1 rRNA gene is annotated in these 2926 nt (G+C 53.0%); it reads left to right on the forward strand.

The features are described 5' to 3' along the window. Positions 1-4: 4 nt before the first annotated feature. Positions 5-2891: ribosomal RNA gene (locus CRJ00_RS17275) — 23S ribosomal RNA — on the forward strand. Positions 2892-2926 lie beyond the last annotated feature (35 nt).

The raw sequence follows: 2926 nt of genomic DNA on the forward strand, positions 1-2926 counted from the left end.
CGTGAAGAAAGTAAACAAGGGCACACGGGGGATGTCTAGGCTCTCAGAGGCGATGAAGGACGTGATAAGCTGCGATAAGCCACGGGGATCGGCAAATGCGAATCGATCCGTGGATCTCCGAATGGGGCAACCCGGCATGTTGAAGACATGCCATCAAATGAAGCGAACGCGCCGAACTGAAACATCTAAGTAAGCGTAGGAGGAGAAAATAACAATGATTTCCCAAGTAGTGGCGAGCGAACGGGAAAGAGCCCAAACCATACCTGTTACGGCAGATATGGGGTTGTAGGACCACGASATTGTACTGTGCTATGAACTGGAAGCAGGTGGGAAACTGCGCGATAAGGGTGAGAGCCCCGTACAGGCAAAGAATACAGGCATAGTGGTATCCTGAGTACCGCGGGACCGGAGAAATCCTGTGGGAATCCGCCAGCACCATCTGGCAAGGCTAAATACTCCTGAGAGACCGATAGTGGACCAGTACCGTGAGGGAAAGATGAAAAGAACCCCGAACAGGGGAGTGAAAAGAACCTGAAACCGTGTGCTTACAAGCGGTCGGAGCGGAGCGATTCCGTGACGGCGTGCCTTTTGCATAATGAGCCTACGAGTTACTCTTGTCCGGCAAGGTTAATCGATTAAGTCGAGGAGCCGAAGCGAAAGCGAGTCTGAACAGGGCGYASAGTCGGATGAGGTAGACGCGAAACCTTGTGATCTACCCTTGGGCAGGTTGAAGGTGCGGTAACACGTACTGGAGGACCGAACCGATAAACGTTGAAAAGTTTCCGGATGACCTGAGGGTAGGGGTGAAAGGCCAATCAAACTGGGAAATAGCTCGTACTCCCCGAAATGTTTTTAGGAACAGCGTCGGCATATGAGTCTAGCAGAGGTAGAGCTACCGATTGGGTGCGGGGGAGTCAAATCCTACCAAATCCAGACGAACTCCGAATGCTGCTAGATATGGCCGGCAGTGAGGCTTTGGGTGCTAAGGTCCAAGGCCGAGAGGGAAAGAACCCAGACCATCAGCTAAGGTCCCCAAATCCGTTCTAAGTTGAACTAACGAGGTCCGGTTGCCCAGACAGCTAGGATGTTGGCTTGGAAGCAGCCATTCATTTAAAGAGTGCGTAACAGCTCACTAGTCGAGCGGCCGGGCGTGGATAATAAACGGGCATCAAGAACGGTACCGAAGCTATGGATTGCARMTGAWKYTGCACTGGTAGGGGAGCATTCCATAGGGGGCGAATCCGGCAGGTGACTGTCGGTGGACCTTATGGAAAAGCAAATGTAGGCATAAGTAACGATAAGGCGGGTGGGAAACCCGCCCACCGAAAGACTAAGGTTTCCTGATCAACGCTAATCGGATCAGGGTCAGTCGGGACCTAAGGCGCATCCGAAYGGAGGCAGCCGATGGACAACGGGTCAACATTCCCGTACTGTTYYTTACTGCGATGTGGTGACGGAGTAGTGACACTGCCGCGAGCTGACGGAATAGCTCGTTGAAGCGCAAAGGTATTGGACCGGTAGGCAAATCCGCCGGTACAGCCGAAGCGCGATAGTACTGCAAACCTCCGGGGGCGCAGATAGTGCAGGTAATCAGACTTCCGAGAAAACCCGCTAAGCTTCAGGTAAGGAACACCCGTACCGTAAACCGACACAGGTGGTCGAGGAGAGGATCCTAAGGTGCTCGAGTGAATCATGGCTAAGGAACTCGGCAAAATGGCCCTGTAACTTCGGGAGAAGGGGCGCTTCCTCCAGCGATGGAGAAGCCGCAGTGAAAAGGCCCAGGCGACTGTTTAGCAAAAACATATGGCTTTGCGAAATCGAAAGATGAAGTATAAGGCCTGACACCTGCCCGGTGCTGGAAGGTTAAGAGGGGATGTCATCCGCAAGGAGAAGCATTGAATCGAAGCCCCAGTAAACGGCGGCCGTAACTATAACGGTCCTAAGGTAGCGAAATTCCTTGTCGGGTAAGTTCCGACCTGCACGAATGGTGTAACGATCTGGGCGCTGTCTCAGCCATGAGCTCGGTGAAATTGTGGTATCGGTGAAGACGCCGGTTACCCGCAACGGGACGGAAAGACCCCATGAACCTTCACTATAGCTTAACATTGAGATTGGGTACAGGATGTGTAGGATAGGCGGGAGTARTYGAAGCGGTTTCGCCAGGAACCGTGGATACGACCTTGAAATACCGCCCTTTCTGTATCCGGTTTCTAACTCGCCCAAGGCGAGGACATTGTTTGGTGGGTAGTTTGACTGGGGTGGTCGCCTCCAAAAAGGTAACGGAGGCTTTCAAAGGTAAGCTCAGTACGCTTGGTAACCGTACGWGGAGTGCAATGGCATAAGCTTGCTTGACTGTGAGACCTACAAGTCGACCAGGGTCGAAAGACGGACATAGTGATCCGGTGGTTCTGTATGGAAGGGCCATCGCTCAAAGGATAAAAGGTACTCTGGGGATAACAGGCTGATCTCCCCCAAGAGCTCATATCGACGGGGAGGTTTGGCACCTCGATGTCGGCTCGTCACATCCTGGGGCTGGAGAAGGTCCCAAGGGTTGGGCTGTTCGCCCATTAAAGTGGCACGCGAGCTGGGTTCAGAACGTCGCGAGACAGTTCGGTCCCTATCTGTTGTGGGCGCTGGAAGTTTGAGTGGATCTGACCTTAGTACGAGAGGACCGGGTTGGACGGACCGCTGGTGAACCTGTTATGCCGCCAGGTGTACGGCAGGGTAGCTACGTCCGGGATAGATAAGCGCTGAAAGCATCTAAGTGCGAAACTAGCCACGAGATGAGACTTCCTCATAAGGGCCGTCGGAGATGACGACGTTGATAGGCCACAGGTGTAAAGGTTGAGAGACCAAAGCCGAGTGGTACTAATAACCCGAAGCTTTCCAATGCGGATAGTACTGTTGTCCTCTCTCTTTTTTGATC

The sequence above is a fragment of the Sphingobacterium sp. 1.A.4 genome (genome assembly GCF_002734245.1).
Lineage (GTDB): Bacteria > Bacteroidota > Bacteroidia > Sphingobacteriales > Sphingobacteriaceae > Sphingobacterium > Sphingobacterium tenebrionis.